A 17327-nucleotide genomic window follows, 5' to 3' on the forward strand; every position below is an offset into this window, starting at 1 on the left:
GGTGCAATTCCTTCCTCATCAGAGAGCCGCTCTTGCCGGCGACTACTTAGTGCGCAGCCCACTCGATCTTGGAGATGTCGACGCCGTCTTTGTACATATCCCACAGCGGCGACAACTCACGCAGCTTGGTAACGGCCTCGCAGACTTTCTGCGCGGCGTAGTCGATTTCTTCTTCGGTGGTGAAACGACCGAAGGTGAAGCGGATCGAGCTGTGCGCCAGCTCGTCGTTGCGGCCCAGGGCGCGCAGGACGTAGGACGGCTCGAGGGATGCCGAAGTACAGGCGGAACCGGACGAAACGGCCAGGTCCTTGAGCGCCATGATCAGCGACTCGCCTTCGACGTAGTTGAAGCTCAGGTTCAGGTTGTGCGGAATGCGCGAGGTCAGGCTGCCGTTGACGTACAGCTCTTCCAGGCCCTGGACCTGCTTGAAGAAGCGATCGCTCAGGGCCTTGATGCGCACGTTCTCGCTGGCCATCAGTTCCTTCGCCACGGCGAAGGCTTCGCCCATGCCGACGATCTGGTGGGTGGCCAGGGTGCCGGAACGCATGCCGCGCTCGTGACCGCCGCCGTGCATGGCCGCTTCCAGACGCACGCGAGGCTTGCGGCTGACGTACAGCGCGCCGATGCCTTTCGGACCGTAGGTCTTGTGCGCGGAGAAGGACATCAGGTCGACCTTCAGCTTCTGCAGGTCGATCTCGACCTTGCCGGTCGACTGCGCGGCATCGACGTGGAACAGCACGCCGCGGGAGCGGGTCAGTTCGCCGATGGCAGCGATGTCGTTGATGGTGCCGATCTCGTTGTTTACGTGCATGACCGAGACCAGGATGGTGTCGTCACGCAGCGCGGCTTCCACCAGCTGCGGCGTGATCAGGCCATCTTCGCCCGGCTCCAGGTAGGTGACCTCGAAGCCTTCGCGCTCCAACTGGCGGGTGCTGTCCAGGACCGCCTTGTGCTCGATCTTGGAGGTGATGATGTGCTTGCCCTTGCTGCCGTAGAAGTGCGCAACACCCTTCAGGGCCAGGTTGTCGGACTCGGTGGCACCGCTGGTCCAGACGATCTCGCGCGGGTCGGCGTTGACCAGGTCGGCGACCTGGCGGCGGGCGTTTTCGACCGCTTCCTCGGCTTTCCAGCCGAAGACGTGGGAGCGCGACGCCGGGTTACCGAAGTTCCCGTCGACCAGCAGGCATTCGCTCATCTTCTGGGCGACACGTGGGTCGACCGGAGTGGTCGCGGAGTAATCGAGGTAGATCGGCAACTTCATTGAATATCTCCTATCAGGCAGGCGCGTCGCTCGTTCGATACGGTCATTCGACGGCGGACGTTTCAATCTTGTCCAGATGCGGGGCACGGCCGGCGATGCGGCGCAGGTCCTGGCGCTGGGCGACTTCCTGGACCTCACGGCGGGTCACGAGGTCGGCCAGGCTGATTCCGCTGAGGAATTCGTGGATCCGCGCGCTCAGGTCGCACCACAGGTGGTGGGTCAGGCAGGTATCACCGGCATGGCAATCACCGAGCCCCTGGCAGCGGGTGGCATCGACCGATTCATTGACCGCATCGATGACCTGGGCAACCTGGATGCTTTCCATGGTCCGCGACAGCTGGTAGCCGCCACCCGGACCGCGCACGCTGGACACCAGGTTGCTGCGGCGCAGCTTGGCGAACAGCTGTTCCAGGTAGGAAAGGGAAATGCCTTGGCGCTCGGAAATGTCGGCCAGGGAGACCGGCCCATTCTGCGCGTGCAATGCCAGGTCGAGCATGGCAGTCACGGCGTATCGGCCTTTGGTAGTCAGTCGCATGGCTATTTGATACCACGGAGGTTACGGAATGTGTGCGAGTATGCGATTCCCGAGCATTTAAGTCAACTATAAGACCCACTGCTTTAGTCGGGTTTACGCCTGGAGGGCGGCGCAGATCATAGCAAAGTCGGGGCGTGAGCACACGCCCCAATGTCGCGCACAGCTGTCAATGCGTCGTCGCGTCGCCGCGCACTTCGCCCTTCACGCAGGCGAAGTCCTCGTCGTGCAAGGCCGGCAGCTCCTTGGCGCAGTAGTCGCTGCCGAGCCTGGTCAGGGCACCGCACATGTCTTCCAGGCGGCCGTCGACGGCCTGCAGGTGGTCGAGCAACTGACCAATGGCGCGGGCCACCGGGTCCGGCATGTCCTCGCTGACGCCGTAGGCATCGAAGCCGATCTTCTCGGCCATGGCCTTGCGCCGGGCTTCCTGCTCGCCATCGCTCTTGACGATGATGCGCCCGGGAATGCCCACCGCGGTGGCGCCGGCCGGCACCGCCTTGGTCACCACCGCGTTGGAGCCGATCTTGGCCCCGGCGCCGACAGTGAACGGGCCCAGCACCTTGGCGCCGGCGCCGACCACCACGCCGTCCTCCAGGGTCGGGTGACGCTTGCCCTTGTTCCAGCTGGTGCCGCCCAGGGTCACGCCCTGGTAGAGGGTGACGTCGTCGCCGATCTCGGCGGTCTCGCCGATGACGATGCCCATGCCGTGGTCGATGAAGAAGCGGCGGCCGACCTTCGCCCCCGGGTGAATCTCGATACCGGTCAGCCAGCGCCCGAAGTTGGACACCAGGCGGGCCAGCCACTTCCAGTCCCTCTTCCACAGGCTGTGCGCCGCGCGGTGCAGCCAGATCGCGTGCATGCCCGGATAGCAGGTCAGCACCTCGAAGGCATTGCGCGCCGCCGGGTCACGGTGGAAAACGCTTTGGATATCTTCACGCAGACGCTCGAACATCTATTGATCCTTCCGCTTGTGCGCATCGCCCCGGGCCGCTTTCTGGGTTTCGGTGAGGATGCCGCGCAAAATACTCATTTCCGAACGATTCACCGCGCTGCGCCCGAACAGGCGCCGCAGACGCGGCATCAGGTGCTTGGGCTTGGCCGGATCGAGGAACCCGATCTGCACCAGGGTGCTTTCCAGATGGCCGTAGAAACGCTCCATTTCATCCATGGTGGCCAGTTCTTCGACCGCTTCGTCCTTGTTCACAGGCACGGCCTGGGGCTCACGGGCGAGCCAGGCCATGCGAACTTCGTAAGACAGCACCTGCACCGCAGCCGCCAGGTTCAGCGAGCTGAAGTCCGGGTTGGAGGGGATATGCACGTGGTAGTGACATCGCTGCAGCTCGTCGTTGGTCAGGCCGGCGTGTTCACGGCCGAACACCAGGGCCACTTCCTCGCCCTGCGCCGCCCGCTTCACCGCCTCGGCGCCGCACTCGCGGGGATCGAGCATCGGCCACGGCAGGCTGCGACTGCGGGCGCTGGTGCCGACCACCAGGGTGCAGCCGACCAGGGCGTCTTCGAGGGTGGCGACCACTTGCGCGCCCGCCAGCACATCGTCGGCGCCAGACGCGCGGGCGCTGGCCTCGGGAGAAGGGAAATCCGCCGGATCCACCAGGACGAGGCGCGACAGTCCCATGTTCTTCATGGCACGCGCAGCCCCGCCGATGTTGCCGGGATGACTGGTACAGACCAGGACGACACGAATATTTTCCAGCACGTCAGGCGCTCACAGGCATCAAATCAGGGGGAGCAAATCTTACAGAAGGGACCGGCGCAACGCTACGTAAGCAAATGTTACCCTTCTGCCCCGGAAGTTTTCTGATAGAATGTTCGGCTTTCTTTAACATCTCAGGTGAAACGTCCATGCAGCCCATGCTGAATATCGCGCTGCGCGCCGCCCGCAGCGCCAGCGAACTGATTTTCCGCTCAATCGAACGCCTGGATACCATCAAGGTTGATGAGAAGGACGCCAAGGACTACGTGTCCGAAGTCGACCGCGCGGCGGAAAAGGTCATCATCGACGCCCTGCGCAAGGCCTACCCGACCCACGCCATCCAGGGCGAAGAAACCGGTCTGCATGCCGGTAGCGGCGAAGGCGAAGACTACCTGTGGATCATCGATCCGCTGGATGGCACCACCAACTTCCTGCGTGGCGTTCCACATTTCGCGGTGAGCATCGCCTGCAAATACCGTGGCCGCCTGGAACACGCCGTGGTTCTCGATCCTGTCCGCCAGGAAGAATTCACCGCCAGCCGTGGCCGTGGCGCCCAGCTGAACGGTCGTCGCCTGCGCGTCAGCTCGCGCACCAGCCTGGAAGGCGCGCTGCTCGGCACCGGCTTCCCGTTCCGTGACAACCAGATGGAATACCTCGACAACTACCTGGGCATGTTCCGCGCCCTGGTTGGCCAGACCGCCGGCATCCGCCGCGCCGGCTCCGCCAGCCTGGACCTGGCCTACGTCGCCGCTGGTCGTTTCGATGCCTTCTGGGAATCGGGCCTGTCCGAATGGGACATGGCTGCCGGCGCACTGCTGATCCAGGAAGCAGGCGGTCTGGTCAGCGACTTCACCGGTGGTCATGACTTCCTCGAAAAGGGTCATGTGGTCGCCGGCAACATCAAGTGCTTCAAGGCCGTTCTCACCGCCATCCAGCCGCACCTGCCGCCTTCGGTCAAACGCTGAGTTTCGCCTGAAATGAAAAAAGCACCTTTCGAGGTGCTTTTTTTGTGCCTGCAATTCTGGGAGGGTGCCGTGTTGACTGGACCGGCCTCATCGCGGGCAACGCCCGCCCCCACAAGGCCCAGTGGCGCACGCGGTCCCTGTGGGAGCGGGGCATTGCCCGCGATGAGGCCATCAGCCACACCACTTATTGTGCAGACTGCCCCGGCTGTGCCTGACCCAGAACCAGATTGCCCTGCTTGTCCAACGGAATCTGCGAGCCTGGATCACGATCCATGCGCACCTGCCCCACCTTGTCGCCGATCGAGTACTTCACGTCATACCCGATGACCTTCTCGCTCACGTCATTCACCGTGTTGCAGCGAGTCTGGGTGGTGGTGTAGGTGTCGCTGTTCTGCATGTGTTCCTGGACCTTGTTGCCGGCGTAACCGCCGCCGACCGCACCCGCCACCGTGGCGATCTTCTTGCCGGTGCCGCCACCGATCTGGTTGCCGAGCAGGCCACCGGCCAGCGCACCGACCACCGTACCGGCGATCTGATGCTGGTCCTGTACCGGCTTCTGCCGCGTGACCGTGACGTCCTTGCAGACTTCCCGTGGCGTCTTGACGGTCTGCTTGACCGGTTGCACACCCACCACCTGGGCATACTCCGGTCCGCTGTTGACCAGGCTGTAGGTCGCGACAGCACCTCCGGCAGTCACACCGACAGCACCCAGTACCGCACCCACGAGCATCGACTTGTTCACGTGAACCTCCTGATTTACCCCGCGGATTTCACCGCGCTTCTCCCAGCCTTGGAGCAAAAAAAAGGGCGCGAGTTCAATACTCGCGCCCTCTTCTTCCGCCAGAGGCGTAGGAAAAAGCCTTATGGACGGTCGTCCACACCCTCGGTTTTCGCCGGAGGAATCAGGTCTTCACTGCTCAGGTTCAGCCAGATCAGCACCACGTTGGCGATGTAGATCGACGAGTAGGTACCCGCCAGGACACCGATGAACAGTGCCAGGGAGAAGCCGTACAGGTTGTCGCCACCGAACACCAGCAGCGCGGCGATGGCCAGCAGGGTCGACACCGAGGTCGCCACGGTACGCAGCAGGGTCTGGGTGGTCGAGATGTTGATGTTCTCGATCAGCGAAGCCTTGCGCAGGACCCGGAAGTTCTCGCGAACCCGGTCGAACACGACGATGGTGTCGTTGAGCGAGTAACCGATGATCGCCAGCACCGCCGCCAGCACCGTCAGGTCGAAGGTGATCTGGAAGAACGAAAGGATGCCCATGGTCACCACGACGTCGTGGATCAGCGAGACGATTGCGCCCACGGCGAACTTCCACTGGAAGCGGAAGGCCAGGTAGATCAGGATGCCGCCCAGCGCCAGGAGCATGCCGAGGCCGCCCTGGTCGCGCAGCTCCTCACCCACCTGCGGGCCGACGAACTCGACGCGCTTGACCGTGGCCGGGTTGTCGCCGCCCGCCGCCTTCAGCGCATCGGCGACCTTGTTGCCCAGTTGCGGATCATCGCCCGGCATGCGCACCAGCAGGTCGGTGGTCGCGCCGAAGCTCTGCACCACGGCCTCATGGAAACCGGACTTGACCAGCTCCTCGCGCACCTGGCCGAGGTCGGCCGGACGCTCGTAGGTCAGCTCGATGAGCGTACCGCCGGTGAAGTCCAGGCCGAAGTTCAGGCCCTTGTGGAACCAGCTGAACAGGGCCAGCACGGTAAGGAGCATGGTGATGGCGAACGCAACGTTGCGCACGCCCATGAAGTTGATCGTACGTAGCATGGCAGCCCCTTAAACCCACAGCTTCTTGACGTCGCGGCCGCCGTAGATCGAGTTGACGATCGCACGGGTAACCAGAATGGCGGTGAACATCGAGGTGAAGATACCCAGCGACATGGTGACCGCGAAGCCCTTCACCGGGCCGGTGCCCATGGCGAAGAGGATGCCGCCGACCAGCAGGGTGGTCAGGTTGGCGTCGAGAATCGCCGTGTAGGCACGGTCGAAACCTTCGTGGATGGCGCGCTGCGCGGACATGCCATTGGCCAGCTCCTCGCGGATCCGCGAGAAGATCAGCACGTTGGCGTCCACCGCCATGCCCATGGTCAGCACGATACCGGCGATACCCGGCAGGGTCAGGGTCGCGCCGAGCAGCGACATCAGCGCCAGCAGCAGGACCATGTTGCCCGCCAGGGCGACGGTGGCGATCAGACCGAAGAAGCGGTAGATGGCCATGATGAACAGCGAGACGAACAGCATGCCCCACAGGGAAGCGTCGATACCCTTGGTGATGTTGTCGGCACCCAGGCTCGGGCCGATGGTGCGCTCTTCGGCGAAGTACATCGGCGCGGCCAGGCCACCGGCACGCAGCAGCAGGGCCAGCTCGGAGGATTCGCCCTGGCCGTTGAGACCGGTGATGCGGAACTGGCTGCCCAGCGGCGACTGGATGGTCGCCAGGCTGATGATCTTCTTCTCTTCCTGGAAGGTCTGGATCGCCACGTCCTTCTCGACGCCGCCCACGGTCTGCTTCTCGTAGCGGGTGACCGGACGCTGCTCGATGAAGATCACCGCCATGCTGCGCCCGACGTTGCTGCGGGTGGCGCGGCTCATCAGCTCGCCGCCATGGCCGTCGAGACGGATGTTCACCTGCGGACGGCCGTGCTCGTCGTAGCTGGCCTGGGCATCGGTGACCTGGTCACCGGTGATGATCAGGCCACGCTCGACCATCGCCGAACGCCCGCCTTCACGGAACTCGAAGACCTCGGTGGTGGCTTTCGACGCACCAGGCTCGGCGCCCAGGCGGAATTCCAGGTTGGCGGTCTTGCCGAGGATACGCTTGGCTTCGGCGGTGTCCTGCACGCCCGGCAGCTCGACCACGATGCGGTTGGCGCCCTGGCGCTGTACCAGTGGCTCGGCGACACCCAGCTCGTTGACGCGGTTGCGTACCGTGGTCAGGTTCTGCTTGATCGCGTATTCACGGATTTCCGTGATCTTCGCCGGGGTGATGGCCAGACGCAGCACCGACAGCTCGTTACGCTCGGTGGTGGTCAGGTCGAAATCGTTGAAATTCTTGCGGATCAGGCTGCGTGCCTGTTCGCGGGTCGCGTCGTCGGAGAAGCCCAGCTGGATGCCACCATCCTGCTGCGGCAGGCTGCGGTAGCGGACTTTTTCCTTGCGCAGGAGGCTCTTCACCTCACCTTCGTAGACTTTCAGGCGCGCGGCCATGGCCTTGTCCATGTCCACTTCGAGGAGGAAGTGCACACCACCGGACAGGTCCAGACCCAGCTTCATCGGGTGTGCCCCGAGGTTGCGCAGCCATTGTGGGGTGGTCGGGGCCAGGTTCAGCGCCACCACGTAATCGTCACCCAGTGTCTTGCGCACCACATCCTTGGCCGGAAGCTGGTCTTCCTGCTTGCTCAGACGCAGCAGCGCGCCCTTGCCGTTCTCGCCCAGGGTGGCTGCCTTCACCGCGATCCCGGCGTCGGTCAGCGCCTTGCTGGCACGGTCCAGATCGGCCTGGCTCACCTGCAGCGCGGTGCTGGCGCCGCTGACCTGCACCGCCGGGTCGTCAGGATAGAGGTTGGGAGCGGAATAAATAAAACCGATCACCAGTACGACCAGGATCAGTGCGTATTTCCATAGAGGAGTTTTGTTCAGCATCACGCCGCCCGTTCAAGACGCGGGGCGCCTTGCGCGCCCCGTCGATTGGTGAAAAACGTAACTTAGATCGCTTTCAGCGTGCCTTTCGGCAGGGTGGCCGCTACAGCGCCTTTCTGGAACTTCAGTTCGACCGAGTCGGACACTTCCAGAACGACGAAGTCATCGCTGACCTTGACGATCTTGCCGGCGATACCGCCGTTGGTGACGACTTCGTCGCCCTTTTGCAGGTTGCTCAGCAGGTTCTTCTGCTCTTTGGCCCGTTTGGCCTGTGGGCGCCAGATCATCAGGTAGAAGATGACCAGGAAACCGACCAGGAAGATCCATTCGAAACCGGTACCGGCCGGGCCGGCAGCAGCGGCAGGGGCTGCGGCGTCCGCGTAAGCGGCAGGGATCAGAAAGCTCATTTAGCACTCCAGTTTGCAGAAGTTGTGTTTGTCAGGATGGCAAAACATCAATCCAAAGGCGGTACGGGAAGTCCGCGTTTGGCATAAAAGGCGTCGACAAAGGCGGCCAATGTACCCTGTTGAATAGCCTCGCGCAAACCAGCCATCAAGCGCTGGTAATGCCGCAAGTTGTGGATCGTATTCAACATGGCGCCGAGCATTTCGCCGCATTTATCCAGGTGATGCAGATAAGCGCGGGAGAAGTTCTGGCAGGTGTAGCAGTCGCAGGTCGGATCCAGGGGCGAATCATCATGACGATGGAACGCATTGCGGATTTTCAGCACGCCGGTGTCGATGAACAGATGGCCGTTGCGCGCATTGCGCGTAGGCATCACGCAATCGAACATGTCAACGCCGCGGCGCACACCCTCCACAAGATCCTCCGGCTTGCCAACACCCATAAGGTAACGAGGTTTGTCAGCCGGCATCTGGCCGGGCAGGTAGTCCAGCACCTTGATCATTTCGTGCTTCGGCTCGCCCACCGACAGGCCGCCGATGGCCAGGCCGTCGAAGCCGATCTTGTCGAGGCCTTCCAGGGAGCGCATGCGCAGGTCCTGGTGCATGCCGCCCTGGACGATGCCGAACAGCGCCGCGGTGCTGTCGCCGTGGGCATTCTTCGAGCGCTGGGCCCAGCGCAGCGAGAGTTCCATGGAGATACGCGCCACGTCCTCGTCGGCCGGGTACGGCGTGCATTCGTCGAAGATCATCACGATGTCCGAGCCCAGGTCGCGCTGGACCTGCATCGACTCTTCCGGGCCCATGAAGACTTTCGAGCCGTCCACCGGCGAGGCGAAGGTCACGCCCTCTTCCTTGATCTTGCGCATGGCGCCGAGGCTGAACACCTGGAAGCCGCCGGAGTCGGTGAGGATCGGGCCTTTCCACTGCATGAAATCGTGCAGGTCGCCGTGGGCCTTGATCACTTCGGTGCCTGGGCGCAGCCACAGGTGGAAGGTGTTGCCGAGGATGATCTCGGCGCCGATGGCCTCGATGTCCCGCGGCAGCATGCCCTTGACCGTGCCATAGGTGCCCACCGGCATGAAGGCCGGGGTTTCCACGGTGCCACGGGGGAAGGTCAGGCGGCCGCGACGGGCCTTGCCGTCGGTGGCCAGCAACTCGAAGGACATACGACAGGTGCGACTCATGCTTGATCCTCGGGCCCGCGTGGCGCCGGATTGCGGGTGATGAACATGGCATCACCGTAACTGAAGAAGCGGTACTCGTTGGCCACGGCGGCGGCGTAGGCGGCCATGGTTTCCGGGTAACCGGCGAAGGCCGAAACCAGCATCAGCAGCGTGGACTCGGGCAGATGGAAGTTGGTGACCAGGGCATCGACCACATGGAATGGCCGGCCCGGGAAGATGAAGATATCGGTGTCGCCGCTGAACGGCTTGAGCACGCCATCGCGCGCCGCGCTTTCCAGCGAGCGCACGCTGGTGGTGCCGACCGCCACTACCCGGCCACCACGGGCACGGCAGGCGGCGACCGCATCCACCACATCCTGGCCGACTTCCAGCCATTCCTTGTGCATGTGATGGTCTTCGATGCGCTCGACCCGTACCGGCTGGAAGGTGCCGGCGCCGACGTGGAGGGTGACGAACGCGGTGTCGACGCCCTTCTCGGCGATCTTCGCCAGCAGTTCCTCATCGAAATGCAGGCCCGCGGTCGGTGCCGCCACCGCGCCGGCGCGTTCGGCGTAGACCGTCTGGTAGCGCTCGCGGTCGGCGCCCTCGTCGGGGCGATCTATATAAGGAGGCAGCGGCATGTGGCCGACGCGGTCGAGCAGCGGCAGCACCTCCTCGGTGAAGCGCAGTTCGAACAGCGTGTCGTGGCGCGCCACCATCTCGGCCTCGCCGCCGCCGTCGACCAGGATCTGCGTGCCGGCCTTGGGCGCCTTGCTGGCGCGCACGTGGGCGAGCACGCGGTGGCTGTCGAGCACGCGCTCGACGAGGATTTCCAGCTTGCCGCCGGAGGCTTTCTGGCCGAACAGGCGTGCCGGGATGACCCGGGTGTTGTTGAACACCATCAGGTCGCCGGGGCGCAGGTAGTCCAGCAGATCGCCGAAATGCCGGTGGGCCAGTGCGCCGCTCGGGCCATCGAGGACCAGCAGCCGGCTCGCCCGGCGTTCGGCCAGGGGATGGCGGGCGATCAGGGAATCGGGGAGTTCGAAGGAAAAATCGGCGACGCGCATGGCAATGGGGTACGGGTTCGACAGGGCCGGGAAGTTTAGCCGAAAGCGGAAAAATTGACCATGAAAGCCGATTGACCAACGGTAGGCCCCTCTTTATACTGCGCCGCCACAAGCCCTGATGGCGGAATTGGTAGACGCGGCGGATTCAAAATCCGTTTTCGAAAGGAGTGGGAGTTCGAGTCTCCCTCGGGGCACCAAGACGCAAAAAGAAACCGACCTTAGAGTCGGTTTTTTTGTTTCTGCATTTTGAGTTCGAATCGGCGAGTGAAACCCGCGTGTTAGCATCCGCGCCCCCTTGGGAGGGGAATCGTTTCACCTACATTCAGCAAGGAACTCGCCTGTGAAAGATTTCGTTATCAGTGTCAACAACATCGTCCTTTATGTCTCCCTGGTCGTGATCTGGCTGATCGCGTTGTTCGTCATGTTCACCAACGGCTTTTGGAGCGGTCTGGGGACGCTGGTGGGCGGCACCCTGGGCTGGTGCATCGTTTCCGGATTCTGGTTCGTCCAGTCGGCGACTTACCAGGAACTGCACAAGCTCAACGCCAACAACGGCTGATCGGCCATCGCGATGCTCCTGCGTACCACCGTAGGAGCTGGCTTGCCTGCGAAGGGCTGCGAAGCGGCCCCGAAACCTGCCAACCCATATGCCCGCTGGCATGCCCTGATTTCCCTTCTCTTTCTAAGCTGTCTGTGCGGCAGTGAACGACAGTGTGCTCTTGGCAGCGCCTATGGCTGTTTTCTGAGCTACCTATACGGCAGTGAACAGCTCTGGCTGTAGGCTTGGAGGTCCCGGCGGTTTCTGAGCTGCCTATACGGCAGTGAACAACCACTGGGCAGGCGGGCGTGTGGTCGGTATTTTCTGAGCTGCCTATACGGCAGTGAACTTCATGGGCGCCTCGGCGCCCTCGCTTTTCGATTTCTGAGCTGCCTATACGGCAGTGAACTAACCCGAAACCTTACCAATCCTTTGATAAGAAAGGCAAAACCGCGATTCAGCGGTTCCAGCCCCTTTTTCCATCTGTTGCGTAACTTATTGATTTTCCTAAGCCCAATCCTTCGCTTCAAAAAAAGGTCAGGGCTGTCGAGTGAAAATATGACTCAAGGGACACAAAGAAGCCCTTTCGTGAACTTTGATTCTGTCATTGAGGGCCCGTCGGCTGGGTTTGGGGCTGCTTTGCAGCCCTTCGCAGGCAAGCCAGCTCCTACAGAAATCGAGCTAGCTCCCATCACAACCTGTCGCATACGGCTACGAAACTTCCCCCATCTCCGACTTTCTTGTAGGCAATTTCCCAAGCATACTCCCCACCCCCGCCTGGCGGTTGCGTCCTGTGGAAACGCTGCCTAATCTCCGCCGGTCGTTGCCAAATCAACGACCGGATTAGCAGTCCGAACACACCGGTTCGCACCAGCTCCTTTATGGCGGCTGTACGTGTGGGCACCTTCGGGTGCGCCGGGTTTCTCCTGTGTCTCGGTCTGCTAACCCTCGTACAGTCGCCACCATTCGTTTAGCGGCGAAAGGTGGCTACTCCCGTCAACACAGGAGATCCACCATGAAAAAACTCGTCCCCGATCCACCCCCAACCCTCTCCGTCCGCCCCGGCCTCACCCACGACGAAGCCATCCGCACCGCCGACGAACACTTCAAAAGCGCCCTCAATTCCCTGACCCGGCTCCCCCTGCAACTGCTCCCGCGCAACCAGGACCTGCTCGACGCCGCCGTCATCGATCTGCGCATCGGCAAGGCCCTGCTGAGCATCGCCCTGGCCCCGTCCACCACCAGCATCCCCATCGACTGACCACCCCGGCCGCGGGCCCGCCCCGCGGCACCATCCTGTTACACCGCGAATTGATTTGATAATCGTTATCAATTAACGTGCCGCCATTCACCCCCGAGGACTGCACGTGATGCACGACGATCTGAGTCAGGTCTACGCCGAGCACAACAGCTGGCTCAAGCAGTGGCTGTACCGGCGCCTCGGCTGCTCGGCGCAGGCGGCGGACCTGGCGCAGGACACCTTTCTGCGTATCCTCCAGGCCCAGCAGAAGGCCGGCGCCCGCCTCAGCCTGGAAAAACCCCGGGCCTACCTGGCCACCGTCAGCCGGCGCCTGGTCTACGACCATTTCCGCCGCCAGTCCCTGGAACGGGCCTACCTGGAAATGCTCGCGCAGCTACCGGACGTCTTCGCGCTGTCCGAGGAAGACCACTACTGCCTGCGGGAAACCCTGCAGCAACTCGACGCGCTGCTCGACACCTTCAAACCGGTGGTGCGCTCGGTGTTCCTGCTGGTGCAACTGGAAGGCCTGACCTACGTGCAGGTCGCCCAGCGCCTGGGCATCGGCGAGCGCACGGTCAAGCGGCACATGGCCAACGCTCTCGAAGCCTGCATCCTCTGCGACGACGATTTCTGATGGCCGCCGAACCCGCCCGCATCGCCCCCGAAGTCGCCCGGCAAGCCGCGCACTGGCACATGCTGATGCTCGACCCGAGCACCCACCCCGCCCAGCGCGAGGCCTGTGCACGCTGGCGTGCGGCGGCGCCGGAACACGAACGCGCGTGGCAGAAGGCGCAACGGGTGCAAGCCCGCCTCGGCCTGCTGCCGCCACAACTGGCCATGGGCACGCTGAACCGCGAACGCCGCCAGGTGATGAAGCAATTGCTGGTGCTGGCCCTCGTCGCGCCCGCAGGCTACGTGGGCTATCGCCAGATAGCACCCGCCGGGGACTACCGCACGGCCATCGGCGAGCGCCGGCGCCTGGAGCTGGCCGACGGCACCGTGCTGCAACTCAACACCGACACGGTGGTGGACGTGGACTTCGACGACCAGCAGCGCCTGATCACCCTGCGCCGCGGCGAAATCCTCGTCGACAGCGGCAAGGATCCGCATCGCCCGCTGCGCGTCGCCAGCGCCCAGGGCGTGATGGAAGCCTTGGGCACCCGCTTCCTGGTCCGCCAGCGCGAGGGCCGCACGCAGTTGAGCGTGTTCGAAGGCGCGGTCCTGGTGACGCCCGCCAACCAGCGTGTCGACGCCGGCCAGCAACTGATCTTCGACGGCCGCAACCCATCGACCACCACCCCCGCCCGCGAACAGGACAGCCAGTGGACCCGCGGCCAGCTGATCGTCGAGGCCATGCCCCTGCGCGACTTCCTCGGCGAACTGGGTCGCTACCGCAGCGGCTGGCTGCGCTGTCAGGACGAGGTGGCGCCACTGCTGATCAGCGGCGCCTTCCAGCTGGACAACACCGATGCGATCCTCGCCGCCCTGCCCGCCACGCTGCCGGTGCGCGTCGGCTACCGGACCCGCTACTGGGTCACGATTGCCCGACGCTGATGAGAATTGGCCCCTTTTCCATCGTCGTCAGTCCTTGTCTGTGAAACTGCCAACACATAAGGACAATCCCTCGATGATTCGCGCCGCGTCACCCCATCCGCGCCAGCTGCTCGCCCTCAGCCTGCTGACCCTCGCCCTGCATGCCGCCACCGCCAGCGCGGCTCCCGCCACGGCGCCCCACGCCTACAGCATCGGCGCCGGCAGCCTGGCCCAGGTGCTGGCGCGCTTCGCCAGCGAAGGCGGGATCACCCTGCAGTATTCCCCGGCGCTGACCCAGGGCCTGAGCAGCCCCGGCCTGTCGGGCAACTACGGTATCGAGGACGGCTTTCACCAGGTCCTCGCCGGCAGCGGCCTGCGCGCGGTGCTGCGCGGCGATGGCGTGTACGGCCTGGAACCCCTGCCCCTCGGCGGCTCGGCGCTGAACCTGGAACCGCTGAACATCGACGGCCGCGCCATGGACGCGACCACCGAAGGCTCCGGCAGCTACACCAGCAACGCGGTCAGCATCGGCAAGTCCACCCACCGCCTGAAGGACATCCCGCAGTCGGTCAGCGTGGTCACCCGCCAGGCCATGGACGACCAGCGCCTCGACACCCTCGACGAGGTGCTGGAGAAAACCACCGGCATCACCACCTTCCAGAGCCCGTCCGGCGGCAAGTACATCTACTCGCGCGGCTTCGAGGTGGAGACCATCCAGTACGACGGCGTGCCGCTGGACCGCCGCTACTACGCGATCGGCAGCAGCTTCACCGCCGACACCCTGCTCTACGACCGCGTCGAGGTGCTGCGCGGCGCCAACGGCCTGCTGCAGGGCAGCGGCAACCCGGGGGCAGCGATCAACCTGGTGCGCAAGCGGCCGAAGGCCGAGCCGTCGCTGTCGGTCACGGCCAGCGCCGGCTCCTGGGACAGCTACCGGCAGACCCTCGACGCCAGCGGCCCGCTCACCCCCGACGGCAGGCTGCGCGGGCGCCTGGTGGCCGGGCATGAGGACCAGGATTACTTCTACGACACCGCCGAAAGCCGCAAGAACGTGCTCTACGGCATCCTCGAATACGACCTCGCCGACACCACCACCGTGGCCGCCGGCGCCAGTGTCGAAGACCTGCACTCGACGCCGTTCTTCAGCGGCCTGCCGCGCAACAAGGACGGCAGCGCGGTGAACGCTGGCCGCTCGACCTTCACCGGCGCCGACTGGAACCAGTGGGACAACAAGCAGGTGACCTACTTCGCCGACATCACCCACGACTTCAACGAGGACTGGCGCCTGAAGGCCTCCGGCAGCTACATCCGCGAGACCAACGACATCCTCTACAGCTTCGGCCGCGGCGCGGTGGATCCGGCCACGGGCAATGGCATGCGTTCGCGGGCCTATCTCTACGACTTCGAGAACGTCAACAAGGGCGCCGACATCAACCTCACCGGCAAATGGCGCGCCGCCGGCCGGGAACACGAAGTGGTGGTCGGCGCCAACGCCAGCGACCTGCAGACCGACGACCTGCAGGCAGGCCTGCTCAACCTCGGTCCGATCAATCTCTACGACCCGGTCTCGCCGCAGCGCCCGACCATGGAGCAGTTGCTCGGCACCACCTACGCCGGCACCTCCCACGGCAAGATCCGCCAGAACGGCCTCTACGGTGTGGTTCGCTACAAACTCACCGAGCCGCTGACCCTGGTACTCGGCGGGCGCTCCAGCAACTACCGCTACGACTATGAGTTGAACCGCTTCAACACCGGCTCCCCGGCGCCAGCGCATTCGAAGCACACCGGCGAGTTCACGCCCTACGGCGGCCTGATCTATGCACTCAACGAGCAGTGGTCGGTCTACGCCAGCTACGCCGATATCTTCAAGCCGCAGACCGAGCTGACCGTGGACAGCGCCGCGCTCGATCCCATGGAAGGCGCCAACTACGAGCTCGGCCTGAAGGGCGAACTGCTCGACGGCCGCGTCAACACCAGCTTCGCCCTGTTCCAGATCGACCAGGAGAACCGTGCGCTGTACGACGGTGCGTCAGGCTGCGACGACTGCTACGTGGCGGGCGGCAAGGTGCGTACCCAGGGCTTCGATGCGGAAGTGAGCGGCGAAGTGCTCGATGGCCTGCAACTGTTCGCCGGCTACACCTACACCAGCACCGAGTACCGCAACGATCCGAACGACGGCGTGTCGGGCGCCGGTGCCGCGTTCAACAGCTACACACCGCGGCATCTGCTGCGCTTCTGGGCGGACTACACACTGCCGGGTGAACTGCAGCAATGGAGCGTCGGCAGCGGCGCCAACATCCAGAGCCGCAACTACCACAGCAACTTCGGCGGCACCGATGGCGTCGGCGATATCGAGCAGGCCGGGTATGCGATCTGGAATGCGCGGGTGGCGTACAAGATCAACAAGAACTTCAGCGTGGCGCTCAACGGCAACAACCTGTTCGACAAGAAGTACTACTCGACGATCGGCTGGTTGTATGCGGCGAACCACTATGGCGATCCGCGTAACTACACGGTGACGTTGCGCGCGGATTTCTGAGGGATCGGAGCCTGTGGAGGGCCGGGCCGGCGATCAGATAGCGGCTAATTGACAGCAACGATTGACCAGCTAAGGTCTTTCACGGGGTCGAAATGGATATGGAAAGTCCGTTCACCGCAACTGCGCACTTTGCCGTCCCGGTCCTTGCTGCCCCTCCCCAACCACGCAGTTGATAAATAAAGGAATATTTATGGCGACCGAACGCGATAACCAACTTTCCTTCAAGAAAACCGGGATTACCCGTGCGGACTACAAGGTGCTCGACTATTCGATCACCTCCGGGCAACCCTTCGACGGCGTCAAGACCCAGGCTGTCAGTGATGGCATCGATTTCGATTTCTATGCCGGCCGCAAAGGCAACAAATCGAATGCGGAGTGGTTCAAGAACCACGCCAGCGGAGGCGCTGCCATTGCCACCGAGGATTTTGACAGCTGGCCCGGTGAACTGAACTTCGCCACGCTAGGCACCCTGACCATTACCCTCAACGGAAAGATCTACGTCGCCGAGAACCTGCTGATCGCCCAGGGGCATTCGTCGAGAGACAGAAACAACTGGTGGATCGCTTCGGCAAAAGGGGAACAGGTTGTAGGGGACAACCCCATCTATCAGATGCTGCTGGTCCCGGTCAGCGGCTGGGTGATCGGCAAATTGAAATTCCAGGCCGTCGTTGGCCAGGTGTCGAACTTCAGCATGGACCTCCTCTCGGTGTAGTGAGCGGCTCGGCGCCT

Annotated in this window: 17 protein-coding genes, 1 tRNA gene and 1 CRISPR repeat array; of the genes, 8 read left to right on the forward strand and 10 right to left on the reverse strand. The window is 63.5% G+C overall.

Annotated features, from left to right (window positions below; genetic code table 11):
* Positions 1 to 46 precede the first annotated feature (46 nt).
* From RTI28_RS04230 to trmJ, 4 genes are all read right to left on the reverse strand, one after another.
* A complete protein-coding gene (locus tag RTI28_RS04230; RefSeq protein WP_316919269.1) occupies positions 47 to 1261 on the reverse strand; it encodes an IscS subfamily cysteine desulfurase in 1215 nt (404 codons plus the stop codon).
* Between the two features lie 43 nt (positions 1262 to 1304).
* Positions 1305 to 1796 (reverse strand): Fe-S cluster assembly transcriptional regulator IscR, encoded by a 492-nt coding sequence (iscR, locus tag RTI28_RS04235; RefSeq protein WP_316919270.1) that lies wholly within the window; start codon positions 1794 to 1796, stop codon positions 1305 to 1307.
* A gap of 166 nt (positions 1797 to 1962) precedes the next feature.
* Positions 1963 to 2745, reverse strand: coding sequence for a serine O-acetyltransferase (gene cysE, locus RTI28_RS04240; protein WP_316919271.1), 783 nt, complete (start codon positions 2743 to 2745; stop codon positions 1963 to 1965).
* Positions 2746 to 3507, reverse strand: coding sequence for a tRNA (cytosine(32)/uridine(32)-2'-O)-methyltransferase TrmJ (trmJ, locus tag RTI28_RS04245; protein WP_316919272.1), 762 nt, complete (start codon positions 3505 to 3507; stop codon positions 2746 to 2748).
* Positions 3508 to 3653: 146 nt separating this feature from the next.
* On the opposite strand from trmJ, the gene suhB reads away from it, so the two are divergent.
* On the forward strand, positions 3654 to 4469 hold the full coding sequence (suhB, locus tag RTI28_RS04250; protein ID WP_042120846.1) for an inositol-phosphate phosphatase: 816 nt from the start codon (positions 3654 to 3656) through the stop codon (positions 4467 to 4469).
* Between the two features lie 184 nt (positions 4470 to 4653).
* Here suhB and RTI28_RS04255 read toward each other — a convergent pair whose 3' ends face one another.
* From RTI28_RS04255 to queA, 6 genes are all read right to left on the reverse strand, one after another.
* Positions 4654 to 5211, reverse strand: coding sequence for a glycine zipper 2TM domain-containing protein (locus tag RTI28_RS04255; protein WP_316919273.1), 558 nt, complete (start codon positions 5209 to 5211; stop codon positions 4654 to 4656).
* A gap of 119 nt (positions 5212 to 5330) precedes the next feature.
* Entirely contained in the window at positions 5331 to 6242 is a 912-nt protein-coding gene (secF, locus tag RTI28_RS04260; protein WP_316919274.1) for a protein translocase subunit SecF, read from the reverse strand.
* Between the two features lie 9 nt (positions 6243 to 6251).
* A complete protein-coding gene (gene secD / locus RTI28_RS04265; protein ID WP_316919275.1) occupies positions 6252 to 8117 on the reverse strand; it encodes a protein translocase subunit SecD in 1866 nt (621 codons plus the stop codon).
* A gap of 62 nt (positions 8118 to 8179) precedes the next feature.
* Positions 8180 to 8521: a preprotein translocase subunit YajC gene (gene yajC, locus RTI28_RS04270; RefSeq protein WP_042120850.1), complete on the reverse strand. Its 342-nt coding sequence runs from the start codon at positions 8519 to 8521 to the stop codon at positions 8180 to 8182.
* Between the two features lie 47 nt (positions 8522 to 8568).
* Positions 8569 to 9684 (reverse strand): tRNA guanosine(34) transglycosylase Tgt, encoded by a 1116-nt coding sequence (tgt, locus tag RTI28_RS04275; RefSeq protein WP_009399721.1) that lies wholly within the window; start codon positions 9682 to 9684, stop codon positions 8569 to 8571.
* A 14-nt stretch (positions 9685 to 9698) separates the two neighbouring features.
* A complete protein-coding gene (gene queA / locus RTI28_RS04280; RefSeq protein ID WP_316919276.1) occupies positions 9699 to 10748 on the reverse strand; it encodes a tRNA preQ1(34) S-adenosylmethionine ribosyltransferase-isomerase QueA in 1050 nt (349 codons plus the stop codon).
* Between the two features lie 112 nt (positions 10749 to 10860).
* On the opposite strand from queA, the gene RTI28_RS04285 reads away from it, so the two are divergent.
* From RTI28_RS04285 to RTI28_RS04315, 7 genes are all read left to right on the forward strand, one after another.
* Positions 10861 to 10945 (forward strand) — tRNA-Leu (locus tag RTI28_RS04285).
* A 143-nt stretch (positions 10946 to 11088) separates the two neighbouring features.
* Entirely contained in the window at positions 11089 to 11307 is a 219-nt protein-coding gene (locus RTI28_RS04290) for a hypothetical protein (protein WP_316919277.1), read from the forward strand.
* Between the two features lie 120 nt (positions 11308 to 11427).
* Positions 11428 to 11695: direct repeats of the CRISPR family, unit length 28 nt; unit sequence TTTCTGAGCTGCCTATACGGCAGTGAAC.
* 606 nt (positions 11696 to 12301) lie between these two features.
* Entirely contained in the window at positions 12302 to 12547 is a 246-nt protein-coding gene (locus RTI28_RS04295) for a hypothetical protein (RefSeq protein WP_316919278.1), read from the forward strand.
* A gap of 109 nt (positions 12548 to 12656) precedes the next feature.
* On the forward strand, positions 12657 to 13160 hold the full coding sequence (locus RTI28_RS04300) for a sigma-70 family RNA polymerase sigma factor (protein WP_401251632.1): 504 nt from the start codon (positions 12657 to 12659) through the stop codon (positions 13158 to 13160).
* Positions 13160 to 14080: a FecR domain-containing protein gene (locus RTI28_RS04305; RefSeq protein WP_316919280.1), complete on the forward strand. Its 921-nt coding sequence runs from the start codon at positions 13160 to 13162 to the stop codon at positions 14078 to 14080. The genes RTI28_RS04300 and RTI28_RS04305 overlap by 1 nt, the downstream gene beginning before the upstream one ends.
* Positions 14081 to 14153: 73 nt before the next feature.
* Entirely contained in the window at positions 14154 to 16598 is a 2445-nt protein-coding gene (locus RTI28_RS04310) for a TonB-dependent siderophore receptor (protein WP_316919281.1), read from the forward strand.
* Between the two features lie 190 nt (positions 16599 to 16788).
* Complete coding sequence (locus tag RTI28_RS04315) at positions 16789 to 17310, forward strand: hypothetical protein (protein ID WP_316919282.1); 522 nt, start codon at positions 16789 to 16791, stop codon at positions 17308 to 17310.
* Positions 17311 to 17327: the final 17 nt, after the last annotated feature.

It is taken from the genome of Pseudomonas sp. zfem002, assembly GCF_032621685.1.
Classification (GTDB): Bacteria; Pseudomonadota; Gammaproteobacteria; order Pseudomonadales; family Pseudomonadaceae; genus Aquipseudomonas; species Aquipseudomonas japonica.